The sequence below is a fragment of the Natronomonas pharaonis DSM 2160 genome (genome assembly GCF_000026045.1).
GTDB classification, from domain to species: domain Archaea; phylum Halobacteriota; class Halobacteria; order Halobacteriales; family Haloarculaceae; genus Natronomonas; species Natronomonas pharaonis.
Map to the genome: position 1 here is coordinate 512,257 of NC_007426.1, position 17,979 is coordinate 530,235.

General features: G+C 65.0%; 23 protein-coding genes and 1 tRNA gene. 12 read left to right on the plus strand and 12 right to left on the minus strand.

Annotated features, from left to right (window positions below):
- Nucleotides 1–147: 147 nt before the first annotated feature.
- Together NP_RS14720 and NP_RS02615 are read right to left on the minus strand one after the other, a co-directional pair.
- Nucleotides 148–300, minus strand: coding sequence for a C2H2-type zinc finger protein (locus tag NP_RS14720; protein ID WP_011322248.1), 153 nt, complete (start codon nt 298–300; stop codon nt 148–150).
- A gap of 152 nt (nt 301–452) precedes the next feature.
- Nucleotides 453–1,217 (minus strand): hypothetical protein, encoded by a 765-nt coding sequence (locus NP_RS02615; protein ID WP_011322249.1) that lies wholly within the window; start codon nt 1,215–1,217, stop codon nt 453–455.
- Between the two features lie 102 nt (nt 1,218–1,319).
- On the opposite strand from NP_RS02615, the gene NP_RS02620 reads away from it, so the two are divergent.
- A complete protein-coding gene (locus tag NP_RS02620) occupies nt 1,320–1,700 on the plus strand; it encodes a CopG family ribbon-helix-helix protein (protein WP_011322250.1) in 381 nt (126 codons plus the stop codon).
- Between the two features lie 142 nt (nt 1,701–1,842).
- On the opposite strand, the gene NP_RS02625 is transcribed toward NP_RS02620, so the two are convergent.
- Nucleotides 1,843–3,072, minus strand: a complete 1,230-nt coding sequence (locus tag NP_RS02625; RefSeq protein ID WP_011322251.1) for an NUDIX domain-containing protein — start codon at nt 3,070–3,072, stop codon at nt 1,843–1,845.
- A gap of 51 nt (nt 3,073–3,123) precedes the next feature.
- Here NP_RS02625 and NP_RS02630 point away from each other — a divergent pair, with 51 nt between their 5' ends.
- The 3 genes from NP_RS02630 to NP_RS02640 all read left to right on the plus strand — a co-directional run bounded on the left by NP_RS02630 (nt 3,124) and on the right by NP_RS02640 (nt 5,451).
- On the plus strand, nt 3,124–3,615 hold the full coding sequence (locus NP_RS02630; protein ID WP_011322252.1) for a metallophosphoesterase family protein: 492 nt from the start codon (nt 3,124–3,126) through the stop codon (nt 3,613–3,615).
- 88 nt (nt 3,616–3,703) lie between these two features.
- Nucleotides 3,704–4,465: a coenzyme F420-0:L-glutamate ligase gene (locus NP_RS02635; protein ID WP_011322253.1), complete on the plus strand. Its 762-nt coding sequence runs from the start codon at nt 3,704–3,706 to the stop codon at nt 4,463–4,465.
- Nucleotides 4,462–5,451, plus strand: coding sequence for a 5,10-methylenetetrahydromethanopterin reductase (locus NP_RS02640; protein ID WP_011322254.1), 990 nt, complete (start codon nt 4,462–4,464; stop codon nt 5,449–5,451). The genes NP_RS02635 and NP_RS02640 overlap by 4 nt, the downstream gene beginning before the upstream one ends.
- Here the strand turns inward: NP_RS02640 and NP_RS02645 are convergent.
- The gene (locus tag NP_RS02645; RefSeq protein WP_011322255.1) at nt 5,405–5,626 is read right to left on the minus strand and encodes a hypothetical protein; all 222 of its coding nucleotides are present in this window, start codon (nt 5,624–5,626) and stop codon (nt 5,405–5,407) included. The two genes, NP_RS02640 and NP_RS02645, sit on opposite strands and share 47 nt — an antisense overlap.
- A 96-nt stretch (nt 5,627–5,722) precedes the next feature.
- Here NP_RS02645 and NP_RS02650 point away from each other — a divergent pair, with 96 nt between their 5' ends.
- Nucleotides 5,723–5,905: a DUF7573 domain-containing protein gene (locus NP_RS02650; protein ID WP_011322256.1), complete on the plus strand. Its 183-nt coding sequence runs from the start codon at nt 5,723–5,725 to the stop codon at nt 5,903–5,905.
- Nucleotides 5,906–5,917: 12 nt separating this feature from the next.
- Here the strand turns inward: NP_RS02650 and NP_RS15055 are convergent, their stop codons facing one another.
- Nucleotides 5,918–6,046 (minus strand): hypothetical protein, encoded by a 129-nt coding sequence (locus tag NP_RS15055; protein ID WP_269764016.1) that lies wholly within the window; start codon nt 6,044–6,046, stop codon nt 5,918–5,920.
- A 175-nt stretch (nt 6,047–6,221) separates the two neighbouring features.
- On the opposite strand from NP_RS15055, the gene NP_RS02655 reads away from it, so the two are divergent.
- A complete protein-coding gene (locus tag NP_RS02655; RefSeq protein WP_011322257.1) occupies nt 6,222–6,572 on the plus strand; it encodes a hypothetical protein in 351 nt (116 codons plus the stop codon).
- A 55-nt stretch (nt 6,573–6,627) separates the two neighbouring features.
- Nucleotides 6,628–7,473 (plus strand): ATP phosphoribosyltransferase, encoded by an 846-nt coding sequence (gene hisG, locus NP_RS02660; RefSeq protein ID WP_011322258.1) that lies wholly within the window; start codon nt 6,628–6,630, stop codon nt 7,471–7,473.
- A 59-nt stretch (nt 7,474–7,532) separates the two neighbouring features.
- On the opposite strand, the gene NP_RS02665 is transcribed toward hisG, so the two are convergent.
- On the minus strand, nt 7,533–8,096 hold the full coding sequence (locus NP_RS02665; RefSeq protein WP_011322259.1) for a TATA-box-binding protein: 564 nt from the start codon (nt 8,094–8,096) through the stop codon (nt 7,533–7,535).
- 113 nt (nt 8,097–8,209) lie between these two features.
- On the opposite strand from NP_RS02665, the gene NP_RS02670 reads away from it, so the two are divergent.
- Entirely contained in the window at nt 8,210–9,175 is a 966-nt protein-coding gene (locus NP_RS02670; protein WP_011322260.1) for a methyltransferase domain-containing protein, read from the plus strand.
- Nucleotides 9,176–9,186: 11 nt separating this feature from the next.
- On the opposite strand, the gene NP_RS02675 is transcribed toward NP_RS02670, so the two are convergent.
- A complete protein-coding gene (locus tag NP_RS02675) occupies nt 9,187–10,185 on the minus strand; it encodes an AAA family ATPase (RefSeq protein WP_011322261.1) in 999 nt (332 codons plus the stop codon).
- Nucleotides 10,186–10,301: 116 nt separating this feature from the next.
- On the opposite strand from NP_RS02675, the gene NP_RS02680 reads away from it, so the two are divergent.
- The 4 genes from NP_RS02680 to NP_RS02695 all read left to right on the plus strand — a co-directional run bounded on the left by NP_RS02680 (nt 10,302) and on the right by NP_RS02695 (nt 13,863).
- Nucleotides 10,302–10,706 carry a hypothetical protein gene (locus tag NP_RS02680; protein ID WP_011322262.1) on the plus strand — a complete coding sequence of 135 codons (405 nt, stop codon included), beginning with the start codon at nt 10,302–10,304 and terminating at the stop codon, nt 10,704–10,706.
- Between the two features lie 81 nt (nt 10,707–10,787).
- A tRNA-Gln gene (locus tag NP_RS02685) sits at nt 10,788–10,860 on the plus strand.
- 72 nt (nt 10,861–10,932) lie between these two features.
- Nucleotides 10,933–12,267 carry an outer membrane protein assembly factor BamB family protein gene (locus NP_RS02690; RefSeq protein ID WP_011322263.1) on the plus strand — a complete coding sequence of 445 codons (1,335 nt, stop codon included), beginning with the start codon at nt 10,933–10,935 and terminating at the stop codon, nt 12,265–12,267.
- Nucleotides 12,268–12,357: 90 nt separating this feature from the next.
- Nucleotides 12,358–13,863, plus strand: a complete 1,506-nt coding sequence (locus tag NP_RS02695) for a hypothetical protein (protein WP_011322264.1) — start codon at nt 12,358–12,360, stop codon at nt 13,861–13,863.
- Nucleotides 13,864–13,886: 23 nt separating this feature from the next.
- On the opposite strand, the gene ilvA is transcribed toward NP_RS02695, so the two are convergent.
- From ilvA to NP_RS02720, 5 genes are all read right to left on the minus strand, one after another.
- Nucleotides 13,887–15,095, minus strand: a complete 1,209-nt coding sequence (ilvA, locus tag NP_RS02700; RefSeq protein WP_011322265.1) for a threonine ammonia-lyase — start codon at nt 15,093–15,095, stop codon at nt 13,887–13,889.
- Between the two features lie 237 nt (nt 15,096–15,332).
- Nucleotides 15,333–15,764, minus strand: a complete 432-nt coding sequence (locus tag NP_RS02705; RefSeq protein WP_011322266.1) for an Hsp20/alpha crystallin family protein — start codon at nt 15,762–15,764, stop codon at nt 15,333–15,335.
- Nucleotides 15,765–15,837: 73 nt separating this feature from the next.
- Nucleotides 15,838–16,707 (minus strand): ABC transporter permease, encoded by an 870-nt coding sequence (locus NP_RS02710; protein ID WP_011322267.1) that lies wholly within the window; start codon nt 16,705–16,707, stop codon nt 15,838–15,840.
- Nucleotides 16,704–17,612: an ABC transporter ATP-binding protein gene (locus NP_RS02715; protein ID WP_011322268.1), complete on the minus strand. Its 909-nt coding sequence runs from the start codon at nt 17,610–17,612 to the stop codon at nt 16,704–16,706. The genes NP_RS02710 and NP_RS02715 overlap by 4 nt, the downstream gene beginning before the upstream one ends.
- 54 nt (nt 17,613–17,666) lie before the next feature.
- Entirely contained in the window at nt 17,667–17,930 is a 264-nt protein-coding gene (locus NP_RS02720; RefSeq protein ID WP_011322269.1) for a hypothetical protein, read from the minus strand.
- Between the last annotated feature and the right edge of the window lie 49 nt (nt 17,931–17,979).

Consider the following 17,979-nt stretch of genomic DNA (forward strand, 5'->3'; position numbering starts at 1 on the left):
CAGTGTTGTTGGAAGTTAATAAAATACTCGAACTGTTATTATTGTCGGGTTCCAGGATGACCCGTACCGTCAGGCCAGCCGTGGTAGTTGACGCTGCCAACAAAAGACGATCTGTTGATGAGGTGGTTCAGGGTGTTACGCGAGCGTTTAGTGGGACTGGTGAACGTGCTCGCGCAGTTCGTCCGTCTCGCCGAACGATTCGTTACAGACAGCACAGGTGTCGTGATGGAGCGCAACGTGTTGGGTGACACCGGCTGCCGATTCGAACTCCGAGTCGCAGGCCGAGCAAGCGTAGCTCATTACATTAGCAACTCATGATTCGACACATAAAAAGAGTTGTTAAGAAAACCACTTCGGAACGTGATGTATTTTAATAACATCGCTCCGGGCAGATAGCATCACCTCCGATAAACGACTGAAAAAGAGCGTGTCCGCCGAACGCGTACCGGCCGTCAGAAGACTCCAGTGATGAACCCAAGCCCGACGATGACGAGCACGGCCGCAGTGAGCGTCGGCAGGTACGGGGTGTACTGCTCGATTCGCTCTCGGTGGGTCTGATAGCCCGCAATCAAAAGCAACGTCGGTACGAGAATCGCGACGATGACAGCGACCGAGTAGATGAGCATGAGTTCAAGACAAAACTCCGTGCCGGCACAGATTGCCAGCACCTGAATCGGCTCCTCGTGAGCAAAGCCCAAGACAAGCGCCGTCACGCCGAGCGTTCGGAGCCCGCGTTCGGCGTCGCTCTCGTCGAGGTGTGCGTGTCCGCCGCCGTCCGGGAGGTACGACCGGACTGTGCCGACGATATTGTCAGCACCGTGCTCGTGGTGAACGTCGCTGTGCTCGTGGCTGCCGTGGTCACCACCGTGTCCGTGGTCGTGGTCGTGATGGGCATCCTCGCCGTCGCCGTGCTCGTGGACGTGTCCGCCGCTGACGTACTCGTAGATGCCGAGCAACACGAGCAATCCCCCAGCGAGCGGCTTCATCCATGGCCCCTCTGCAAAGGAGGCAAACGCACTGAACGAGACGTACGCCGCCACGAGCGCGACGCTGCTTATCAGGTGGCCGACGCCGAGTACCAGTGCCGCAACAGTTCCGCTGACCCACTGTCGCGGCTGGTCGAGCGCGTAGACGGCCGCTATCGGCCACCCGTGGTCCGGGAGTACACCGTGTACCATCCCGAGTGCGATGACGCCGGCGACGAGCGGAGCGTCCATACCGAAACCTCCGTATTCGTTCCGTAAACGGGTTTTTACTACCGAATCGTCGATTCCGTAGTAAGCCGAACCGATATCTTCCCGGCGGCCTTAGGCCCGCGTATGCGAACGAGTCTCGCTGTCCCCGAAGAACTCCTGTCGGAATTCGACGCGACGTGGCAAAAAGAGGGCCTCGACTCGCGGTCGCGTGCCATCCGGGAAGCGATGGCGGAGTACGTCGAGCGTCACGAGGCGCTCGAAACCGCCGACGGACCGGTCGCGGGGGTCGTTGTCTTCGACTACGAACACGAGGAGGTTATCGAGAACCTCCATGGCGTCCAGCACACCTACCAGGATGTCATTGTCTCGACGAGCCACGCCCATCGGGGCGAGTGGTGTCTGGAGACGCTCTTTGTCGATGGCGACGCGGCGGCTATCCGGGAGTTGGTGTACCAGCTGAAGGATTTCGACGGCGTCCGCCGCGTTCGGACGATGGTGCTGTAGGCCGACAGCATATTGTTCTACAGAGATATAGGCAGAGTGCCTCGGGGTCGTACGGAAGACTTCGTCTTCCGTGATGACGAGACGCCTTCGGCGTCTCGAACCACTTGCCCCCGAGGTACTTCACAGATACTCCCTTCCGTCGCTACGGACGCCAATCGCGATGGTCGGCGTGCCGCTCAGCGATGGCCGCAGCGGCGGCCGTCGGGAGTCGACCCTCCTCAGTAACGATGCCGTCGACGAGCGACGCCGGGACGCGCTCGAAGGCCGGATTGTACACCGACACGTCGGCGTCACCGTCGTAGACCGCCTCCGGCGGCCCGGTTTCGATGTCGGCCGCCGTCGTCGGCGACATCTTGTCCCGCGAGCAGACGGCGAGACACTCGATGTCGGTGTCGGCGGCCGCAAGCGCCGCGGGATGGGAGCCGACCTTGTTGATGACGCTGCCGTCTGCCAGTACAGTGTCGGCACCGAAAACGACTGTCTCGATGTCAGCCGTCGACAGCGCCGCTGTGACGGCGGCGTCGGCACACACCGTAACGTCAATCCCGGCTTCGGCCAGTCGCTCGGCTGTCCCGACCCCCTCCCGTCCGGGGCGGGACTCGGCGACCACGACCCGGCTGGGTTCTGCCTCCAAAATCGCCGCCTCGACGGTTCCCGACCGCGAGAGCGTTAGCACCCGCTCGCCGAGGCTGTCGGCAGCGCGGCTGGCCGCCTCCGCGCCGGCTTCCAGCGCCGCTTCGCAGGCGTCCATCGCCGCTTGGCAGACCGCCATCGGCGTCCGGCCGGCTGCCGATAGCACTCGGCTAATGCGGTTGCGGACGACGGCCATGCTCGGCCGCGCCGCCAGCAGCGCTCGACCGGTTTCGGCGACGGCGGCGTAGTCGTCGACTTCGGCCGCCCGGTCACGGAGGGCCTCTAGCGCCCGCAACGAGAGTGCCGCCGCGCCGCGGTCGGTGTCCATCCGGACAGTCTCGACTGCCGGGCCGACCGCGCGATAGGCCGCCCAGAGCTTCGGCACCGTTTCACGGTCCCGTATCACCGGGGGCTGGAGCCACTCGACGGCCGCGACTTCCTCGTTCGGCGTCACGTCGCGGTGTTCGACAGCAAAGAGGTACGGATGAACCATCCATCGCCGGCCACATTCGTCGTCGTCGACCGTTACCGGCTCTCCACGGCGGACGAGGGTGGCTGCCGACAGCAGTCCGACTTCCTCGTCTATCTCCCAGCGGGCAGCCTCGTCGGGGTTCCCCTCGGTGTAGCCGGAGACGCCGCCCCACCGGCCGGCGTAGGTGCCGACGGCGTCGCTCCGTTCGACGAAGAGCACCTCAGTGCCGTGTCTGAGAAAGCACGTAACGACGTGCTCGGTCTCCATACCGGAGTGCCGACCCGATAACGTATCAATCCCCGGACCGTCCACCTCTGCATGGAGGTCGCGATTCTCGCCGACACGCACGTCATGTCGCGGGCCGCGGCGATTCCCGACTGGGTTACAGAGACGGTCCAAAGCGCCGACCATGTCATCCATGCTGGCGATTTCGACTCCAGGCCGGCATACGAGGAACTCGACTCGCTGGCCGCGTCGCTGACCGCCGTCGCGGGCAACATGGACCACGGGCTTGATCTGCCCACCGTCGCCACGGTCGACCTCGCCGGCGTCCGGTTTGTCGTCACGCACGGTGACGGCCCCGACGAGGGGTACAAGGAACGCCTCGCCGCCATCACCGACACCCACGCAGCGGGGACGACCGTCGGCGTGGGGGGACACACCCACCGGGTTCTCGATACCGAGGTTGACGGCTACCGGCTCTGCAACCCCGGCAGCGCAACGGCCGCATGGCCGGCCCAAGAGGAGACGATGCTGGTGGCGACCGTTGCCGGTGGCGATGTCGAGCTCGCCCTCCGGCGTGGCGACTGACGCCCCGTGGCGGTAGGTTGTCTCCCCGTGGCCGGAGACTGTCTCCGGTATCTCGGCCCTTTTTGGTCGCTCGTCGCCTCAATCCGGTATGGAGGCGCTCGCCGTAGACGGGTTGCCGGAGATACACGAGGGCGACGACCTCGCCGCCCTGCTTGAGGACCGCGTCGACTTTGCGGACGGCGACGTGCTCTGTGTCGCCAGCACCATCGTTTCGAAGGCGGAGGGACGTGCTTTCGACCGTGAGTCGTTCCCGCCGAGCGACCGTGCCAAGGCCATTGCCGACCGGCTGTCGACGATTACCGGCGAACAAAAAGACCCCCGATTTGCACAGGCAGTGCTCGAAGAAAGCGAGGAGCTGCTGACCGAATCGCCGTTTTTGCTGTCGGTGACCCGGTTCGGACATATCACGGTCAACGCCGGCATCGACCGCTCGAACGTCCCGGGGGCCGACCTGCTCCTGTTGCCCGAGGACCCGACCGCCTCAGCGGAGCGGCTCTCCTCGGCGCTTGGCGTTCCGGTGGTCGTCACCGACACGTCCGGCCGCCCGTTCCGCTACGGCCAGCGCGGCGTCGCCGTCGGCTGGGCCGGACTTCCAGCCGCTCGCGATTGGCGCGGCGAGACCGACCGGGACGGCCGCGAACTCGGCGTCACCGTGCAGGCGGTCGTTGACGAACTTGCCGCGACAGCGAACCTCGTTGCCGGCGAGGGCGACGACGGCACGCCGGCTGTCGTCGTCCGCGAGTGGTCGTTTGGCGACCACGACGGCAGCGACCTGCTGTTCCGCCGCGAGGAAGACGACATCGTCCGCGAGGCGCTCCGCCAGTGGACGTTCGACGGACATCAACAATGATTGGCATCGAACTCACCCCCGAACACCCCGTCAGTCGCATCGCCGAACTGGGCGAACAGGCCGAAGCCGAGGGCTTCGACACCGTGTTCGCCTCCTGTCACTACAACAACCGCGACCCGTTTGTCGCCTTGGACCGCATCGCCCGCCGAACCGACACGGTTCGGCTCGGCCCCGGCGTCGCCAACCCTTACGAGACCCATCCCGTCACACTCGCCTCGCGGGTGGCGACGCTCGATGAGGCCTCCGACGGTCGGGCTGTCCTCGGTGTCGGTGCCGGCGACGCTTCGACGCTGGAGAACCTCGGCTTCGAGCGCGAGCGGCCGCTACGGCGCGTGCTGGAGACGTTCAAGGTCGCTCAGGACCTCTATGCCGGCGAGCGCGTCGACCACGACGGCACGTTCCGAGCGGCCGACGCCGGCCTCAACTACGCCGATACCGTCGGCGAGGTGCCGGCCTACGTCGGCGCACAGGGTCCGCACATGATTCGCATGGCGGCCAAACACGCCGACGGCGTCCTGCTAAACGGTTCGCACCCGCGTGATTTCGAGTGGGCCGCAGACCAGGTCGACGCCGGCCTCGAGGACCGCCCGGACGAGCGCGGTTCCTTCGACTTCGCCGCCTACGCGTCCGTCTCCGTCGCCGACGACGCCGAGGCTGCCCGGGCCGCCGCTCGGCCACCGGTCGCGTTTATTGCCGCCGGCGCGGCTCCGCCGGTGCTTGACCGACACGATATCGACCACGCGGTGGCAGAGCAAATTGGAGACCACATCTCCGCCGGCGCGTTCGACGAGGCGTTCGACGCCGTGACGCCCGCGATGCTGGAGGCGTTCTGCATTGCTGGGACGCCGGAAACGGTCGGAGAACAAATCGATGACGTATTGGAATACGCTGATAGCTTCGTTGCCGGGTCGCCGCTTGGCCCGGACCTCGATGCCGCCGTCAGGCTGGCTGGTTCGGCTCTTCAGAGCCGGATAGACCGCGCTTGATCGATGCGCCGATTGCGCCGAGCGTCAACGCGCCGAACGCCACCACGGCGACGGTGATGATGATAGCGCCGCTGAGAATCATCGAAGCGACGAGCGGGTCGATGCTGGCGATTTCGGCAAACTGCTCGACTGCGCCGACCGTATTCTCCCGGAGGCCGGTCTGTATCTCGACCATACTAGGCGGATAGTCGCCCTCCTACTTGTGTGTGTCCGTCTCCCGTTCGGCGGTCTCGCCGGGCAGTTAAGTGGCTCCAACGTTCACTACTGTCGCATGCGCGAGACCTCGCTTAACGACTTCGCGGACGGTGCGGCCGATGGCTCGTCCGACGACACGGCGTCGGCCACGTACGTTTGGACGCCGTCCGACGCTGCTTGCGACGGCTGTGGTGTCTCCGTCGCCCGGCGCTGGCGTGCCGCCGACGGCCTTGTCTGTGCCGACTGCAAGGACTGGTAACCGCCCGTAGGCTCACTCGTTTTTACGGTGCCCACACCGGCGGCATCGGAACCCCTTCAGACCGCTTGTCGTCTCGACCCAGAAGACCTCGTAGTCGTGCCGACAGAGCTGCTGTTTGACTTTCGTTCGTACTGCTGTCATCAACAGTGTATCGTGTTTTGATGGACTTATGTCTTTTCCATAACGATATTTAATCTTGGATGTTTTCTTTGCTGTTGATTATCTGGCTGCCTGTAGTATATTATCTCGTCCTTTCGAACACAGGTTTTCGCACCTTCGGCGAAACGTTTTGTCACGGGCGGATGAACTGCCACCGATGCGCGCCCTCCAGTTTGCCCTCGCAGTCCTCCTTGCCGCCCCCGCCGGCGGGCTCGCCCTCGTCGGATACCTGTGGTATCGACACGCGCCACGACTGTACGCCCAGTGGCTTTTCCCCGATGGTCGGCTTCACGCCGGGCTCGTTCGTTGCGGCGTGGCGGCGGGCTGTATCGCCTTCGGCGGTGTCCTGCTTGCGCTGGCGCTGGCGCTCGGTACCGGCTCCGTCAGCCACTCCGGTGTGGTGGTGTCGCCGCAGTGTCGCTTCCGGACGGCAGCGACGGGACTCCTCATCACCGCGGTCGCCGCGTTCAGCGCCGCGGGGGTTGGTTACGTTTCCGGCGAGCGGTAGCGTCGCGGGCCACCGCTCCGACAGGACAAAGACGCCCCGCCTGCAAGACGACGGCATGCGAATCGCGGTGCCCAACAAGGGACGTCTCCATGAGCCGGCGCTCGAGCTGCTCGAACGCGCCGGGCTACACGTACAGGACGGCTCCGACCGGAAGCTCTATGCCGATACCGTCGACCCCGAGGTGTCGGTGCTTTTCGCCCGGGCGGCCGATATCCCCGAGTACGTCGCTGACGGCGCGGCGGCGCTCGGCATTACCGGACTCGACCAGGAACGCGAATCCGAGACCGACCTCGTCGACCTGCTCGATTTGGAGTTCGGAAGCTGCCGGCTCGTGCTCGCTTCGCCCGAAGACGGCGGGGTGAGCGCTCCCGAAGAACTCTCAGGCGGGACCGTCGCGACGGAATTTCCGAAGATTACCGAACGCTACTTCGAGGAGCTTGGGGTCCGGCCGGACATCGTCGAGGTCTCCGGTGCAACCGAACTGACACCCCACGTCGATATCGCCGACGCCATCGTCGACATCACCTCGACGGGAACGACGTTGCGGATGAACCGACTGGAAGTCGTCGACGAGGTGCTCGAATCGTCGGTACGGCTCTTTGCGGACCCGGCGGTTGCTGACGACCCGAAGGTAGAACAGGTCACAACGGCGTTTCGGTCGGTGCTCGATGCGGATGGCAAGCGCTATCTGATGATGAACGTCCCGGAGGACTCGCTTGACGCCGTCGAGGCGGAGATTCCCGGGATGGGTGGGCCGACCGTGATGGATGTCGCCGGTCAGGACACCGTCGCCGTACACGTCGTCGTCGACGAACGCGAGGTCTTCGAGGTCATCCCGAAGCTAAAGGCCGCCGGCGCGACGGACATTCTCGTCACCGAAATCGAACGGCTGGTGCCGTAGCCCGGCGGCCGCGCGCTTGCCGAGCGGGGTCGGGCATCGATACGATATCTCGGACGCCGCTATCCGTCGAGCAGGCCGAGCTCTTCGAGCCGCGAGACGATTTTGTCGACGGCCTCGCGGGCGTCGTCCGGCTCTTTGCCGCCGGTGATGACGAGCTTTCCGGAGCCGAAAAGCAGCGCGACAACGTCGGGGTCGTCGAGCCGGTAGACGAGACCGGGGAACTGCTCGGGCTCGTACTCGATGTTCTCGAGGCCCAGTCCGATGGCGATGGCGTTGAGGTTGAGATTCCGTCCGAGGTCCGCAGAGGTGACGATGTTCTGGACGACAATCTCGGGGTCTTCGTCGACCTGAATTTCGAGGTCACGGAGCTTGTCGAAGACGATGCGGAGCGATTCGTGGACGTCGTCTGTCGACTTTGCGCCCGTACAGACGATTTTTCCGGAGCGGAAGATGAGCGCGGCGGACTTGGGCTCCTGTGTGCGGTAGACGAGGCCGGGGAACTGCTCGGGGTCGTAGTCGGCCCCCTCCAGGTCCATCGCGACGCTCTGGAGGTCGAGTTCCTGGCCGATGCCTGTCGAGGCGACGACGTTCTCGATATTGATAGTCTCCTTGGGGTCCTGCATGTCTCGACTTAAAACACGTATTTAAGGTTTATAAATGTACGTGGTCGTTTCCGCGTCGATGCATTCGTCCGGCGACCGCGCCGCTTATTTAATCCGCGACGCCACCTGCGGACGTGTATCTGCTCGAACTGGCGGGCGACGATGCTGACCCGTTCGCGGTCTGTGAGGCGCGAACGCGCTGTTCGGCCGTCGAGCGGCTCGCGCCGGGGCTGGCGACGGCCCGGGGCGTGGATACGGCGACCGTCGGAACGCTCGCCTACACCCGGCGTGTCTGTCGGCTGGTCGGCACCTGTAGCCCCGACATCGCGGCCGCGGCGGCGACGCTCGAGGCGGCCAGCGTCGACCGGACGGGCACTGTCGCCGTCCGCGCTCGCGATGTGCGCGGCCTCGCTGACATCGACACGCAGGCCGCAGAGCGGCGGCTCGGGAGCGTCCTCGTCGACCGCGGGTTCGAGGTCGACCTTGACGCGCCGGACCACACGCTCGTGGCGCTTTTTTCGGCTGATGCCGCCGCAGTCGGTTGGCTATCGACTGAGACCACTCGCGATTTCACCGACCGCCGGCCAACCGATAAGCCGTTCTTCCAGCCCGGGAGCATGGACCCGATGGATGCCCGCGCGGTGGCGAACATCGCCGGTGCGGCCCCCAACGTGCGTATTCTCGACCCCATGTGTGGCACTGGTGGCATTCTCGTCGAAGCCGGGCTTGCCGGGGCGACCCCCGTCGGCGTCGACGCACAGCCCAAGATGGTCAGCGGCGCGCGACAGAACCTCGACCACTATCTCACGGACGGTGCCGTTCTTCGCGGTGATGCGACGCGGTTGCCGTTCGCCGACGATAGCTTCGACGGGGCCGTCTTCGATGCGCCATACGGCAGACAGTCAAAAATCGAAGGCCAGTCTTTAGCGACACTTGTCGGCGAGGCACTCGAAGAAGTCCGACGGGTCGCCGGCCGCACCGTCCTCATCGCCGACCGCCCGTGGAACGAGGCCGCCGACGCCGCGGGTTGGACGGTTGCCGAACGATTCGACCGCCGCGTCCACGGCTCCCTAACTCGATATATTCACGTCCTGCGATAGCTGACGGGCGGCTACCGGCCCAACTCGGCCAGTAGCCGGCTCAAATGTATGCGGTCGGTGTTCCCGGCGGCCATTTCGTGGTCGATTTCGCCGGCCAACTCGTAGACGCCGACGAGTTCGTCGCCGTCATAGCGGGCCCGCGCTGCCGCCAGCAGCTCCTGCAGTACGGCCGCTCCCTCGTAGCCGTCGTCGTAGAGCAGGTCGTCGAGGTCACTGCGTGCGTCCTCGAAGTCCCCGCTGTCGGCGGCCGCCAGTATCTCTTCCATTCGCTCCCGCAGGCCGATGTCGCCGAGCGCGTCGTAGGCGGCCTGCATCGTGACCTCGCCGGCCTCCTCGGCGGCTGTCTGCGCCCCGAGGATGGCCTTCCGGAGGTCCCCGTCACCGTATCCGGCGACGTATTCGAGGCCGTCGGCGTCGTACTCGACCCCTTCTGCCTCGACGATGGATTCGAGCACGGAGACGGTCTCTTCGTGGGACGGCGCCCGGACCGGGACCGGGAAACAGCGCGACTCTATCGGCGCGATGAGCTTTGAGGGCTGCCGGGTCGCGATGACGAACTGTGTGGCCTCGTAGTGCTTTTCCATCACCCGCCGCAGCGCCTGCTGGAAGTCCTCGCGTATCGCTTCGGCGTTATCAAGCAGGATGGTCCGGAACGACCCCGAGACCGGCTGATAGGCGGCCTGTTCTTTCAGCACGTGGCTTATCATGTCTCGCTTGGAGAGTCCTGACCGGCCTTCGAGAAACTGCGAGAATCGGTCGTCGTTTCTGATTTCTTTTTTCGTCCGGTCGAAGAAGTCGGCGACGTTGATGACCACAAAATCGTTGTCGGGGTCCTCGTGGGTCGCCGCCGCCAGCGCACGCACCGCCGCTGTCTTGCCGGCCCCTCGCGGGCCGAAGACGACGAGGTTCATCGGCTCGGCGACGGCGCGGTCGAGATGGTCGCGGACCTCCGGCTGCGGGAGGGCTTCAAGCGCCGGGGCGTGTGTCTCCGTCCACAGCGGCGCGTCCATACAGGTGTCTGTGGCCCGCCCCGGCAAAAGCCCTCCTCTCTGTCGGCAGCGACCCGCGCTGGCCGCCGAACCGGAACGGCAAAGAGACTGCGGACGCAAGTGCCGGATTAATACCGATGCGCTCCAGACGAACCGTGCTCGGGGCCGCCGCTGTCCTTGCGTCCGGCTTCGCCGGCTGTTTTAGTACTGAGGCTCCGGACGACCAAGAGCCCGAACGGACCCCCGACCGCAACAGCGAGCCGGTGTATGTCCTCCGCGCCGCATTCGCTTACCAGTCGGACGACCTTGAGCCGGTGCTTTCGACTGACGACGACGCTGTCGCTGATTTCGAGACGCTCTATTCGCTCATCATCGCTGTGATGGACGAACACGGAACCGTCGCCGAAGAAATAACTGCGGCCGAAGCAGAGCGGTTCAAAGACCTCACCGAAGGGCTCGAATATCACGGCGCTGGAAACCCGCCCGGCTATTATATCGACCACGAGGGGACGCTTATTTCCGTCAGCTATGATGAGCGGTAGCCCCCGCTGTCCCCGCACACATAGCCTGCCGTCCGGCGGAACCGACAAGGTTTAGTAGGCAAACCCGCTTGCTACGAATGCAGTCCCGTGGGGTAGCGGCCAATCCTTCGAGCTTCTGGGGCTCGAGACGGAAGTTCGAATCTTCCCGGGACTACTTCTCTCCGACACAGACTGTACAGCCGCCGGACCGTGGCTCCTATATCCGCCGCCTGCGGACTGTCGGATAATGACTGACAGCCCTGCCTCCCCGTCGTCGACGCGCCGCCGTCTGCTTTCGGCTGCCGGTGTGGCAGTGACGGCGGGGCTTGCGGGCTGTACGGGACTCGGCTACGCCTACCGCCGCGACCAGTCCGCGTTCGACCCGGCGCTGGTGCCCTACAACGAGACCTACCCGGACGACGACGGTGTCACGATGTTCCGGCAGGGGCTCCGGCGACTCGGCTACTACCCCGACGCGACTGTCCCGGATACCGTTTCGGTCGCGTGGGAACGGCCGATAAACGAGGTTGGACACACCGCCGCCAAGGCGAGCCCGCGGCCCACCCCGGACGGCGAAACGGTGCTGATTCCGGCCGACACCGGCGAGCTACACGCCCTGACGCCAGCGGGCGAGGAGCGCTGGAGCGTCCAGACGGATGCGACGAACCTCGGCTTCCACGGAACGCCGCTTGTCGTCGACGGAACCGCCTACATCGGCGGCTACGATGGTGCGATGTACGCCTTCGATGTCGACTCCGGCCAGCGGCGCTGGAAAACCTCCCGTTGGCGGCTACGTGGGGCTATCGCCATCGGGTCGAGTCCGGCTTACTGGGACGGCGTTATCTACGTTGTCGCGGAGTACAACCACCCGTGGCAACAGCCGTCCGGAACGATGTGGGCGCTCGATGCCGAGACGGGTCGGCCGTTGTGGCACGACAGCCGCCTGTGGGGGATGCCACATCCCTCGACGGCCATCGACCCCGCAACCGAGCGCCTCATTACCGGCTCCAACGACGGCGTCTGTTACTGCTGGGAGTTTCCGTCGATGGCGTTCGAGTGGTCCTTTCAGACCGACGGCGAAATCAAGGGCACCATACCCACCTACGACGGCGGCGCGTTCGTCGGTTCGTGGGACGGCCACCTCTATCGGCTCGACCTCGAAGACGGCACCGAAGAGTGGCGCTTCGAGACAGGGCGCGTCGTGATGTCCAACCCGGGCATCGGTCCCGACGAAGGGGTCGTCTATTTCGGCAGCGACGACAACCGCGTGTACGCCCTTGACGCCGACAGCGGCGAGGAGCTATGGTCGACGAACGTCGGCGGCAACGTCATCGGCTCGCTGTCGGTAACGCAGGAGACGGTACTCGTCGGCTCCTACGATGGCCACCTGTATGCCTTGCGACGCGATACCGGCGAACGCCGGTGGCGACATCCCTGTCGCGGCCACGTCACAAGCGAGGCCGTTCCGCACGACGGCCGCATCTTCGTCGCCGAGCGGGGGGTCTTCGAGAATTACTGGGACGACGACGAGCCGACGACGTTCGTCGAGCCCGGCCACGCCTACGCGCTCGTCGGCGAGTAACACCGGCTGACAAATTTTGCGGATACCGAATCGGTGGACTCAGCGGCACGAGCCGTGCGTTTCAAATCGTATGCGAACACACAGGCCCGTATGTCAGCCTCAGAGCTCGCGGCGCAGATCGAAGCGGCCCTTTCGGTCGACCGGGAGGAGTTCGCGTCGCGGGTTGAAGCGGAAAAAGAGGTGTTGCGTGGGGAAATCGAGGACGGGACCTTCGACAACCCGCAGGCTATCGTCGGTCTCGAATACGAGTTCTACGCTGTTGACGCCGAGACGGACGCACTGATGCGGGTGCCGCGCCGGCTGCTGGAGTACATCGGCTTCGAAAAGGAGCTTGGCCTCCACAATGCCGAACTGTCGACGACGCCGCAGCCACTTTCCGAGTACGGCCTCCGGGCACAGGAGGCCGAGGTCCAAGCGAAGCTCGATGCTGCCGAGACAGAGGTCAACCGTGAGGGGATGGCGCTTGTCAGCGACGGCCTGTGGACGGTCCCGCCCGTCGGCGAGACGGCAGCGGCGTATCTCACAGACAGCATCGAGGAAGACGGAATGCGAATGGCCGCGAACATGTCGCGTGCGGTGCGCTATCACGCGATGGCGAACACTGAATACGCCCCCGAACTCCAGCTTGACGCGCCACACGTTTCGCTGTCGTCGGAGACGGTGATGCCCGAAAGCCTCATCACCTCGATACAGCCGCACTACCAGGTCCCACACGCCCACGACCTGCCGACGTACTTCCGGTATGCGCTCCGCGTTGCCGGCCCGCTCTTGGCGGTCGCGGTCAACTCGCCGTTCTTCCCGCCGGACCTGTACGACGCCGACGGCGAAACCGTCCTCGACGACTGCTGGATGGAGAACCGCGTCCCCGTCTTCGAGTCGGTGCTCAACCCCGCCGACGAGCGAAAGGTCTCCTTCCCGAAGGATATCGACAGCGTCGACGAGGCGCTGGACCGCATCGCCGCCGACGAGACGGTCGTCCCCGCGGATGTCGACCCCGAGGGGCGGTTCGACGACGAATTCGCTCACTTCCGGCACAAACACGGCAGCTTCTGGCGGTGGGTCCGGCCGGTCTTCGGTGGGCCGACCCGGACGAGCGCCAACGCCCGCATCGAGTTCCGGCCGCTTCCCGGCCAGCCGACCGTCCGGGATACGATTTCGCTGCTGGCGGTGTTTGCCGGCCTCATGGAGAGCCTGCCGCGCAGGGAACATCCCATCTACCATCAGGACTGGGCGACCGCCGAAGAGAACTTCTACCGCGCCGTCCGGGACGGGCTGGCGGCCGACATTCGGTGGCGGACCGCCGACGGCACGGAGACAACCGACACCGAGGAGCTGTACGCCGAGCTCTTCGAAATCGCCCGGGACGGCCTCGAACTTCGGGGACTCGATGCCGAGGCGTCGAACCGCTATATTCAGCCGCTCCGCGAGCGCGTCGACCGGCGGGTGACGCCCGCCCGCTGGAAGTACGAACACGTCGCCGACGCCGTCGCTGACGGGGAGCCGTTCGCACAGGCCGTCTGGGGGATGCAGGCCGAATATATCGAGAACCAGTCGGAGACGCTCATCGAGGGCGCGTTTGTCGACTGGCTCTACTGACGCGACAGCCTCCCGGTCGCCCGTCAGACCAGCACTTCGACCGCGTAGCCGGCGTCTTCCAGCGCGTCGAGCAGCTCTACGACGTGGTCGTGGCCCCGCGTTTCGAGGTCGAGTTCGACCTCCGCGGCGTTCATGGCAATGTCTTTCGAGGCGCGGTCGTGTTCGATGGCGTAGATGTTTGTCCGGTGGTCGACGAGCAACCCCACAAGCTCCTGTAGCGCACCGGGACGGTCTTTCAGCACGGTCTTGATACGCAGGAACCGGCCGCGTTCGACGAGCCCGCGGGTAATCACTGTCGTTAGCACGTTGAGGTCGATGTTACCGCCACACAGCGCGGGAACGATGGTCTCGTCGTCCGCATAGTCGAAGCGCCGCTCTAGGATTGCTGCCAGCGGTACTGCGCCCGCCCCCTCGACGAGCGTCTTGGACCGCTCTAACAGAGCCGTCAACGCGTGGGCGATTTCGTCATCGGAGACCGTAACGACCTCGTCGACCCGCTCGGCGATGACATCGAAGGTGCGGTCGCCGACCTTCCGGGTCGCGATGCCGTCCGCGATGGTGTCGACCGCGTCCCGCTCGACGACCTCGCCCTTTTCGAGGGAGTCGGCGGCGCTTGCCGCGCCTTCGGCCTGCACGCCGACGACGCGGGCGTCGGTCTGTTCTTTGACCGCTGTCGCTACCCCCGCGATGAGTCCGCCGCCGCCGATAGGGACGACGACGGTCTCGACGTCGGGGCACTGCTCGACGATTTCGAGGCCGATAGTTCCCTGTCCGGCCATCACTGCCGGGTCGTCAAAGGCGTGAACGAACGTCCGACCCTCTTCGCGTTCGATTTCGTGTGCGCGTTCGGCGGCGGCGTCGTAGTCGATGCCGTGGAGCCGCACCTCCGCGCCGTAGGAGCGCGTGGCGTTGATTTTCGATATCGGCGCGTGTTCGGGCATCACGATGACGGCGTCGACGCCCGCCTTCGAGGCCGCCAGCGCGACACCTTGGGCGTGGTTGCCGGCGCTGGCAGCGACGACGCCGGCTTCGCGGTCGGCCGCTTCGAGCAACGCGACCTTGTTCGTCGCGCCGCGAATCTTGAACGACCCGGTCCGCTGGAAGTTCTCCAGTTTCAGCCGCACGTCAGCACCGGTGCGCTTCGAGAACGTCGTCGAGTGTTCCAGCGGCGTCTGTCGGGCCGTCTCCGCCACACGGGGTCGCGCCGCGGTCACGTCGGCGAGTTCGAGCATACCGTCTCTATTCGGGGTAGTACGGTATGCCTTCCGACGTGTGTCGCTGTCGCTTTTGGACTCGTACAGAAAGGGGAAGGAGCGTGTGCATCTACGTCTGCGGCAGCGAGCATGATAAAACCCGCGTATGCGCGGTGAAAGTGAAACTGACAGACGGCAGCGGGGTGAAACTGTTGTCTGACGGTCGTTCGACGAACGGCCGACGCGCAGCGAAAAGAGCGTAACGGCCAGCGGAGCCTACTCGACCGGGATGCTGTGGCCGTCGGTGTCGGCGTCGACCTTCGGCAGCGTGACCGTCAACACGCCGTTCCGATACGTCGCCTCACAGGCCGTCTCATCGACGGCTTCGGGCAGCCGCACCGAACGGCTCACGCTCTGCTGGCTGCGCTCTCGTCGGAGATACCGGCTTCCATCCCCGTCGGTTTCCTCGTCGGCCGCAACGTTGGATTCGGTCTTTGTCGCCGAAATCGTCAGCGTCTCTCCGGCGAGTTCGACGTCGATGTCGCCTTCGTCGAAGCCCGGTACGTCGACCGTCACAACGTAGGCGTCGCCGCGGTCCTCAAGGTCGACCGGGGCCGACCCACCGAGTAGCTCGTCGTCGAGCGGTTCGAGCTGGCTGCTCATCCGGTCGAACATCCGTTCGAGCTCCTCGAATGGGTTCCGTGTCATAGCACGTTCCAGTAGTACGTGGCTGAACTAAAGCGTTACCCGGGAGACAGCCGGGCAGAAACGGGTGGTCGGGCTACAGGTCCGCCGCGTCGAATCGCAGGTAGCCGACCGCCAGCGGGACGGCTATCCAGACGACCATGATGACGAAGCCGAACCAGTCCTGTGCGTAAAACGGGAGTTCGGCCATCGTTTCCTGTGCCTCTTGGCTGTCATCGAGCAGTCGGACAACCCACAGGGTTCCCTGCTGATAGGCGGTCGTCGGGTCGACAATAAACAGGAAGTTCGCGAGGTTCTGAATCCACTCGGGGAACTGCTCGCCACCTTCGGGGAACGAAAACCCGTTGAGTGCGTAGGCGAGCCCCTGTACAAGCACGCCCCAGAGGAACTGGAAGACGACAAAGAGCCCGAATGCGCCGTAGGCGGCCCGGGACGTTGAGGCGGTAAACGCCGAGACGCCAACCGTGATTGCGACAAACACCAGCGCAAACAGCAGGGAGACGGCGACGAAGACGAGATACTCCAGCACGGAGAACGCATCGGCCAGTACGGCGGTGACGACGAGGCCGACCGCAAAGCCGACAAGCAGCGCGACGCCGACAACGGCGCTCCGGCCGACGAACTTTCCGGCGACGATATCGCGGCGGCTGTTCGGCAGCGACAACAGGAGCTTGAGGCTCCCGCTGTCGCGTTCGCCCGCCAACGACCGGTAGGACGCTGCGATGGCGACAATCGGAATAAACACCGCCGTTGCGGAAACGAGCCCCGCAATCAGCAGCCCGGTCGTCACCTCGCCGGTCAGAGCGGCCTGCTGTGGCGGGTCGATTTCACTCACCACGTAGGCAGCCCCGGCCGCAAACACCGCAAACAGTACCGTCAGGACAACAAGCAGCCGGGAGCGTATCGCATCCCGGAAATCCTTCTCGGCGACGGCCATCCAGCTCATCGCTGTCCCTCCGTGTAGGCCGCAAACAGCTCCTCCAGCGAGGCTTCTTCAGTCGAGAAGTCCTCGACGGTCGCTCCTGCCGCTTCGAGTTCGCTGACAACGGCCGTCTTTACCCCGTCCTCGCAGTTGACCCGAAGTGTCGTCCCGTCGATTGCGATATTCCCGACGCCATCGAGGCTGCTGAGCCGGTCCTCGGTGCCGTCCGGGACCGTGTCGACTTCGACGACGAGCGTCGAGCCGTCGCCGACGGCGTCTCGGAGGCCGCTGATGCTGTCGGTGGCGACGACCTCGCCGTTCCGAATAATGCCGACACGGTCACAGACGGCCTCGACCTGTCCGAGAATGTGGCTCGAAAAGAAGACGGTCGCGCCGTTTTCGGCCTCGTCTTCGACGATTTCGCGCAGTTCGCGTGCGCCGTTGGGGTCCAGCCCCGAGGACGGCTCGTCGAGTACGAGCAGGTCCGGGTCGCCAGCCAGCGCCATCGCAAGCGCGAGCCGCTGTCGCATCCCCGTCGAGAAGCCGCCCGCTTTCCGACCGGCATCGTCTTCGAGGCCGACCCGTTCGAGCAACGCTTCGGGGTCGTCGTCGGCGTCCTTCGAATCGACCGCGAAGGCGACGTGCTCCCGCGCCGAGAGCCGGTCGTAGACGCTGAACCCTTCGGGAAGCACGCCGGTTCGTTCCCGCACCGCGACGCTTTCCTCGCCCGCGTCGTACCCGAGGACGCGCACCGACCCGGCGTCGGGGCGGACGAAATCTAACAGGATGTTGATTGTCGTCGACTTTCCGGCCCCGTTAGGGCCGAGAAAGCCGAAGATTTCGCCCTCCTCGACTTCGAGGTCGACGCCGGAAAGCGCCTGTACGTCGCCGTAGGCCTTTTCGACGCCGTCGAGTTCGATGGCGGCCATGTTGGTGTCGGCTTTTTGCCCGACGGAATATAGGCCTTGAGGCTCGCAGCCGGTCTAGACAGTTTCGTCGGGGTCGTGGTTCTCGCGGACGCGCTGTACTTCCTCGGCGTATCGTTGCTGTGTCGCCTCGTCGCGGACCGCATCCAGCTTTTCGGGGTCGACTTCGATGGCGGCTGTGACGTCTTTTTTCCGAAGCAACTGAACACTGAGATGCTTGACCCGACAGCGGCTCCCGTCAGGCGTCGCATACACCAACTCGACGAGCGACTCGTCGCCGTACTCGCGTTCGACGAGCCACAGGCGTTCGGTGTCGGTCATTGTCCGTGCTGGGGCTGCCGGCCGCTTGTACGTGCCGCTTGCGACACGT

What these genes read in the sequence shown, in the direction of transcription:
- NP_RS14720 (WP_011322248.1), bottom strand. Translation starts at nt 300, where the DNA reads ATGAGCTACGCTTGCTCGGCCTGCGACTCGGAGTTCGAATCGGCAGCC.
- NP_RS02615 (WP_011322249.1), bottom strand. Translation starts at nt 1,217, where the DNA reads ATGGACGCTCCGCTCGTCGCCGGCGTCATCGCACTCGGGATGGTACAC.
- NP_RS02620 (WP_011322250.1), top strand. Translation starts at nt 1,320, where the DNA reads ATGCGAACGAGTCTCGCTGTCCCCGAAGAACTCCTGTCGGAATTCGAC.
- NP_RS02625 (WP_011322251.1), bottom strand. Translation starts at nt 3,072, where the DNA reads ATGGAGACCGAGCACGTCGTTACGTGCTTTCTCAGACACGGCACTGAG.
- NP_RS02630 (WP_011322252.1), top strand. Translation starts at nt 3,124, where the DNA reads ATGGAGGTCGCGATTCTCGCCGACACGCACGTCATGTCGCGGGCCGCG.
- NP_RS02635 (WP_011322253.1), top strand. Translation starts at nt 3,704, where the DNA reads ATGGAGGCGCTCGCCGTAGACGGGTTGCCGGAGATACACGAGGGCGAC.
- NP_RS02640 (WP_011322254.1), top strand. Translation starts at nt 4,462, where the DNA reads ATGATTGGCATCGAACTCACCCCCGAACACCCCGTCAGTCGCATCGCC.
- NP_RS02645 (WP_011322255.1), bottom strand. Translation starts at nt 5,626, where the DNA reads ATGGTCGAGATACAGACCGGCCTCCGGGAGAATACGGTCGGCGCAGTC.
- NP_RS02650 (WP_011322256.1), top strand. Translation starts at nt 5,723, where the DNA reads ATGCGCGAGACCTCGCTTAACGACTTCGCGGACGGTGCGGCCGATGGC.
- NP_RS15055 (WP_269764016.1), bottom strand. Translation starts at nt 6,046, where the DNA reads ATGACAGCAGTACGAACGAAAGTCAAACAGCAGCTCTGTCGGCACGAC.
- NP_RS02655 (WP_011322257.1), top strand. Translation starts at nt 6,222, where the DNA reads ATGCGCGCCCTCCAGTTTGCCCTCGCAGTCCTCCTTGCCGCCCCCGCC.
- hisG (WP_011322258.1), top strand. Translation starts at nt 6,628, where the DNA reads ATGCGAATCGCGGTGCCCAACAAGGGACGTCTCCATGAGCCGGCGCTC.
- NP_RS02665 (WP_011322259.1), bottom strand. Translation starts at nt 8,096, where the DNA reads ATGCAGGACCCCAAGGAGACTATCAATATCGAGAACGTCGTCGCCTCG.
- NP_RS02675 (WP_011322261.1), bottom strand. Translation starts at nt 10,185, where the DNA reads ATGGACGCGCCGCTGTGGACGGAGACACACGCCCCGGCGCTTGAAGCC.
- NP_RS02680 (WP_011322262.1), top strand. Translation starts at nt 10,302, where the DNA reads ATGCGCTCCAGACGAACCGTGCTCGGGGCCGCCGCTGTCCTTGCGTCC.
- NP_RS02690 (WP_011322263.1), top strand. Translation starts at nt 10,933, where the DNA reads ATGACTGACAGCCCTGCCTCCCCGTCGTCGACGCGCCGCCGTCTGCTT.
- NP_RS02695 (WP_011322264.1), top strand. Translation starts at nt 12,358, where the DNA reads ATGTCAGCCTCAGAGCTCGCGGCGCAGATCGAAGCGGCCCTTTCGGTC.
- ilvA (WP_011322265.1), bottom strand. Translation starts at nt 15,095, where the DNA reads ATGCTCGAACTCGCCGACGTGACCGCGGCGCGACCCCGTGTGGCGGAG.
- NP_RS02705 (WP_011322266.1), bottom strand. Translation starts at nt 15,764, where the DNA reads ATGACACGGAACCCATTCGAGGAGCTCGAACGGATGTTCGACCGGATG.
- NP_RS02710 (WP_011322267.1), bottom strand. Translation starts at nt 16,707, where the DNA reads ATGAGCTGGATGGCCGTCGCCGAGAAGGATTTCCGGGATGCGATACGC.
- NP_RS02715 (WP_011322268.1), bottom strand. Translation starts at nt 17,612, where the DNA reads ATGGCCGCCATCGAACTCGACGGCGTCGAAAAGGCCTACGGCGACGTA.
- NP_RS02720 (WP_011322269.1), bottom strand. Translation starts at nt 17,930, where the DNA reads ATGACCGACACCGAACGCCTGTGGCTCGTCGAACGCGAGTACGGCGAC.